The sequence below is a fragment of the Eikenella sp. genome, assembly GCF_057315495.1.
The window spans coordinates 1-5,124 of the sequence record NZ_DBHKXY010000036.1 but is presented as its reverse complement, the minus strand read 5'-3'; the positions used below and the strand labels follow the sequence as shown (position 1 = coordinate 5,124).

Annotated in this window: 4 protein-coding genes, 1 tRNA gene and 1 pseudogene; all 6 read right to left on the bottom strand. The window is 51.6% G+C overall.

Translation table 11 applies throughout. The features are described from left to right. Window positions 1-189: 189 nt before the first annotated feature. Window positions 190-594: pseudogene (locus tag ACO6EE_RS06410) on the bottom strand (tyrosine-type recombinase/integrase); the annotation flags it as partial. Between the two features lie 198 nt (window positions 595-792). Continuing rightward, window positions 793-868, bottom strand: a tRNA-Phe gene (locus tag ACO6EE_RS06405). A gap of 116 nt (window positions 869-984) precedes the next feature. Beyond that, window positions 985-1,176, bottom strand: coding sequence for a zf-HC2 domain-containing protein (locus tag ACO6EE_RS06400; RefSeq protein WP_485960052.1), 192 nt, complete (start codon window positions 1,174-1,176; stop codon window positions 985-987). Between the two features lie 13 nt (window positions 1,177-1,189). Beyond that, on the bottom strand, window positions 1,190-1,792 hold the full coding sequence (locus ACO6EE_RS06395) for a sigma-70 family RNA polymerase sigma factor (protein WP_485960051.1): 603 nt from the start codon (window positions 1,790-1,792) through the stop codon (window positions 1,190-1,192). A 242-nt stretch (window positions 1,793-2,034) separates the two neighbouring features. Further along, window positions 2,035-2,454: an HIT domain-containing protein gene (locus ACO6EE_RS06390; RefSeq protein WP_485960050.1), complete on the bottom strand. Its 420-nt coding sequence runs from the start codon at window positions 2,452-2,454 to the stop codon at window positions 2,035-2,037. 106 nt (window positions 2,455-2,560) lie between these two features. Continuing rightward, on the bottom strand, window positions 2,561-4,762 hold the full coding sequence (locus ACO6EE_RS06385) for a UvrD-helicase domain-containing protein (protein WP_485960049.1): 2,202 nt from the start codon (window positions 4,760-4,762) through the stop codon (window positions 2,561-2,563). Window positions 4,763-5,124 lie beyond the last annotated feature (362 nt).

The window sequence follows — 5,124 nt, the reverse complement described above, 5'->3', positions numbered from 1 at the left end:
CCGTCCCGACAGCTAAAAATCTTGCGGGATTGGTGTGGAATTTAGGGCTAATCTACGTCAGCCCCATATTTAATGTATGTCTTGTAGCTATATTTGCTGCATTATTAATTTTTGTAGTACCGCGTGCAATGGTGGCTGATGTTCTAACAGAATTTCCTGCACGGTACGCTTTAACTCCTATCGATGCACCAGCGCAGGCAGAATATCCGCCTCGAAGCTGCGCCACACTTTAGTGGCATGGCCTGCCGTCCAGCCGGCACGCTGGTGTTCGTACCATTCGGCGGCCAAATTGTGGAAGGTGTTTTGCAGGGCGGCAATACGCTCTTGTTTGGCCTGCTTCTTGGCTTCGCCCGGGTCTTGCCCGGCAGCCAGCAGGCGGCGCGCGCTTTCGGCGGCTTCCCGCGCTTCAAGTAGGGAGATAAGGGGGTATTTCCCAATGGATAACAGCTTTTCTTTGCCGCCTATCCGGTATTTCCAACGCCACAACTTGCCACCCGCAGGGGTAACTTGCAGATACAACCCTCTGCCGTCAGCCAGCTTGTAGGCTTTGGCGGCAGGCTTGGCATTCTTGATTTGGCGGTCAGTTAGCGGCATCTGGGGGTATTTTTTCGGTGGTGTTTCTAAGATACCCCTAAATATACCCCCAAAATTTTGTTGCTTCAATGCGATTCGGATAGACGGCGGTAGATACCAAACAAGCCCTAAGCATGGCTAAAAGCCTTGCTGGGCTTGGGTCTTGTAGATTTGGATAGACGGCGTTAGACAAAAAAATAACCGCTAAAATGCGGTTAGTGGTGGCCAGAGGCAGGATCGAACTGCCGACACACGGATTTTCAATCCGTTGCTCTACCAACTGAGCTATCTGGCCACTATTGAAGTTCGTTATTACACCAGTTCTTCCAATCTGAGTCAAGCCTTTTCAGTAAAATATTTTCGTTAATTAACGAACATATTATTTTATCAAATATTTTTTCAGGTAGCCTTTCACTGCTTATCTTCAGCCTGCTCCTGCCGTACATGTTGCATTGCCAAACTAATGGTGTCCAGTTGTTTTTGGTAACGTTTGCAGGGTGAGCAAACCAGCAGGTGTAATCGCAGCTGCCAGCGCTCCCAAAGGCTCAGTGGGCGGTCTTGTTGTAGCGAAATCAGTTCTGCGGCTCGTTGGCATTTCAGCATAGTCGTTCTCTCATTATCCATTTAACCAGTTGCTTTGCAGGCAACGGCGCAGACCGTTGCGGGCGCGGTAGAGAATGGTATAGCAATTGTCGGCACTGATACCGATTTGCTGGCAAATTTCAGCCACTTCCAATCCCATCCACTCACGCAGCATAAATACCCGCGCAGTATTGCCCGGCAGGTGCTCAAGACAGTATTCCATCGTATGCATAAATTCCTGCTGCCGAATGGTATCTTCCGGGGAAGCCCATGCTTGAGGAGTGGCGCTGTCTGTCCAATGACCACTCTCGTCAAACTGCTGCCGGCGGACAGCATCAAGAAACTGCTCGTCTTCACTGCTCACGTGCCATTGCAGCTGGTTTTTGCGGCTGCGCAGGCTATCTAATAAAGTATTGCGCAAAATGGCGAATACCCACGTTTGCCATTGTGCATCCGCCTTAAACTGCTGCCGACGGGCAAAGGCTTTCAGCATGGTATCTTGCACCACATCTTCCGCCCATTGGGCATCGTGTAGCTGTAGGGTGGCAAAACGTAAAAGTTTACACCTCAGTTCGGCGGTATCCGTTTGCTGCCAAACCTGTTCATGATTATTGGATTCTGCTTGTTCGGATTTCATCTTGCTATGAAAGGCCAGCTGAAAATTTCAGGTAGCCTCATACCGTGAGAGTACCTTGTGGTTAGACGATTGAGCTACTGCGATTCTGACATTGCTGCTAGATTTATCTGCTTTGCTGGATGTCTTCAAAAGGCTACCTGAAAATTTTTCAGGTAGCCTTTTAGTATTGCCGCAGGCATGGTGTTACATGCAGCTGATTTCATGACTGCCGCTTCAATATACTGCGCCGAATCGGAGCACGGCTACGCTATGGCCTCACGCAGTTGAGCAGCCAGCGCGGCCAATTCGGCGTGGTCGGCCATCTTGTCTTCGTGTTCCCCCAGCTCGTGCAGATGCCCGGGGATCAGGTGCATATGATAGTGGAACACGCTCTGCCCGGCTTCTTGGCCGTTGAGCTGCATTTGCACGATGCCGTGCCGCTGCAAAACTTTACGCTGGGCGGCAATGATTTTCTTGGCAGCGGCAAACACGGCTTGCGCATATTCTAATGGCAGATCGCTCAGCTCCACGGCCTGCGTTTTCGGCACAATCAACACATGGCCACGCGCCTGCGGCATCACATCGAGAAAGGCGAGGACTTTTTCATCTTCATATACCGTATGGTTGGGAATTTCGCCGCGCAGGATTTTGGCGAAGATGTTGTTGCTGTCGTATGCGGACATGGCGTTCTCCTTAATAATCAATGGATTTTTTTAGCTACGTTGAAGCTGATGTCTTTCAGGTAGCCTATTGAGCAATTGGCTTCAAACCTTAAGGCTACCTGAAAACTCACACCGCTTCCAGTTTGGCAAACTTAGTGTCCAGCACTTTAATGCCCTGCTTGCCGAAGTTTACGGTGAGGCGGGCACTGCCGACCTTGTGTTCACCTTCGATGATCACACCGGTGCCGAATTTGGCATGTCGCACGTTTTGGCCGATGCTGAAGCCATCATAATCCTGCTTCGCTGCCGGCGCAGCCCATTCTGCCCTACTCTGTTGGGGCCGGCCTTCGGGCACGGGGAAGCGTGGTTTGAACACGGGAGTAAGGAAATGCAGTAAATCTGGCGGAATTTCTTCCACAAAGCGCGATACGGTACCGAAATGGGTTTGGCCGTGCAACATCCGCTGTTGCGCCATGCTGATGTAGAGCCGCTGTCGCGCGCGGGTAATGGCCACATACATCAGCCGCCGCTCCTCTTCCAGCCCGCCATGTTCGGCCAGGCTCAATTCGCTGGGGAAACGGCCTTCTTCCATGCCAGTGAGGAATACAGCATCGAATTCCAGCCCTTTAGCGGCGTGCACGGTCATCAGCTGCACGGCAGATTCATCGGCAGCGGCCTGGTTTTCGCCGGATTCGAGCGCGGCATTGCTCAAAAAGGCAAGCACGGGGAAGGCCGGGCTCTCTGCGGCATCGGCAGGCAGGGTTTCAAACGTGCTGTCTTCAGGGCGGAATTCTTCCGCGGCACGGATGAGTTCGTCCAAGTTGTCTAAGCGGTCTTGATGATCGCCCTTTTGATTTTGGTAATACTCATACAGGCCGCTGCTGCGTACGGCCTCGGCCACAATTTCAGGTAGCCCTATTGAGCCAATGCAGCCGCGCAGGCTTTCAATCAGGCCCACAAAAGCAGCCACCTTGCCGTTTTTCACAGCCACGCGGCAGGCTGCCTGCCACAGCGGTACACCTTCCTGCGCAGCAGCAGCTTGGATATTTTCCACCGTACGGCTGCCGATACCGCGCGCGGGCACGTTGATGACACGCAACAGGGCGTTATCGTCGTCGGGATTAACCGCTAGCCGCAAATAAGCAAGTGCGTGCTTGATCTCCTGGCGCTCGTAAAAGCGCAGGCCGCCGTAGATTTTATAAGGCAGGCCGGCACGGAACAGGACTTGCTCAAGAATGCGAGACTGGGCGTTGCTGCGGTAGAGTACGGCAGTTTGCGCCAAATCCATGCCGTCGCGGTGCAGGGCTTTGATTTCTTCCACTACGAATTCCGCTTCTTCACCGTCGGTAAAGGCGGAAAGAAAGCGGATTTTTTCGCCATGCTCGGCTTCAGTACGCAAGTTTTTGCCCAAGCGGCTGTCGTTATGGGCAATCACGGCATTGGCAGCAGCAAGGATGTTCCCCACCGAGCGGTAGTTCTGCTCCAGCTTAATGGGAGAGGCTACCTGAAATTCGCGCATGAAGTCGGCCATATTGCCCACGCGCGCGCCACGGAAACGGTAAATGCTTTGATCATCATCTCCCACAGCAAATACGGCAGCATGTTGCCCGGCCAGAAGTTTGAGCCAGTCGTATTGCAGTTTGTTGGTATCTTGGAATTCGTCTACCAAGATGTGATTAAAGCGATTCTGGTAGTGAGCACGCAAAATCTCGTTACTTTGCAACACTTCGTAGCTACGCAGCATGAGTTCGGCAAAATCTACTACCCCTTCCTGCCGACACAGACGGTCATATTCAGCATAGCATTCAATCAGGCGCTGCTCAAACGGATTACTAGCATGTAATACAGCCGCACGTAGCCCAGCTTCTTTTTGCGCGTTGATAAAGCCTTGCAAGGCACGTGGAGCGATGATTTCTTCAGAAATGTTGAGGAGTTTAAGCAGGCGTTTAACCAGCGCAAGCTGGTCAGTGCCGTCTAGAATCTGGAAGGTGGCAGGCAGACCAGCTTCCTTGTGATGTAGACGCAGGAAACGGTGGCACAGGCCATGAAACGTACCCAGCCACATGGCACGGATATTCAGCGGCAACATGGCTTCGAGCCGAGTACGCATTTCTTTAGCTGCTTTATTGGTGAACGTAACCGCCATCACCGAATGTAGGCTGGCTTGAGCACTGTGTAAGAGCCAAGCGATACGGGTGGTAAGCACTTTAGTCTTACCGCTGCCGGCACCAGCCAGCACCAAAGCAGATTGCGCCGGCCAGGTTACCGCAGAAAGTTGCTCATTGTTTAAGCCGGAAAGTAGGGAGTTTTGTGGAGCTGATGTAAGCACGGTCTGAAGTGTTGGAATAACTAAAAGAAGCGTGGATTATATAACCAAACTCTTGTTTCCTCCTGCAAGGTTGGTTCAACTTAGATAATTTTTCAAGGCACAAGAGGCTACCTGAAAGTTTCAGGTAGCCTCTTAATAGGCAAATGTTACAAGAGTATCAAGCTTCCACCTCAGATAGTTCTGAGAGAATCTTTGGCTATGCAGTGATAGATTGTGTGGGATCACTACATGGAAAAAGCCACACGGCAATCTGTCTGGGCATATCAAGTCACCCTGCCGGCTGAAAATAGCGGGTTCAAGAATCCCATCTCATCCAAGGTTCCTTTCCCCACATCCTTTTTGATCTTAGCACTGTAATCTAG

Coding starts and splice junctions, on each gene's coding strand:
- ACO6EE_RS06400 (WP_485960052.1), bottom strand. CDS start 1,176: ATGCTGAAATGCCAACGAGCCGCAGAACTGATTTCGCTACAACAAGAC.
- ACO6EE_RS06395 (WP_485960051.1), bottom strand. CDS start 1,792: ATGAAATCCGAACAAGCAGAATCCAATAATCATGAACAGGTTTGGCAG.
- ACO6EE_RS06390 (WP_485960050.1), bottom strand. CDS start 2,454: ATGTCCGCATACGACAGCAACAACATCTTCGCCAAAATCCTGCGCGGC.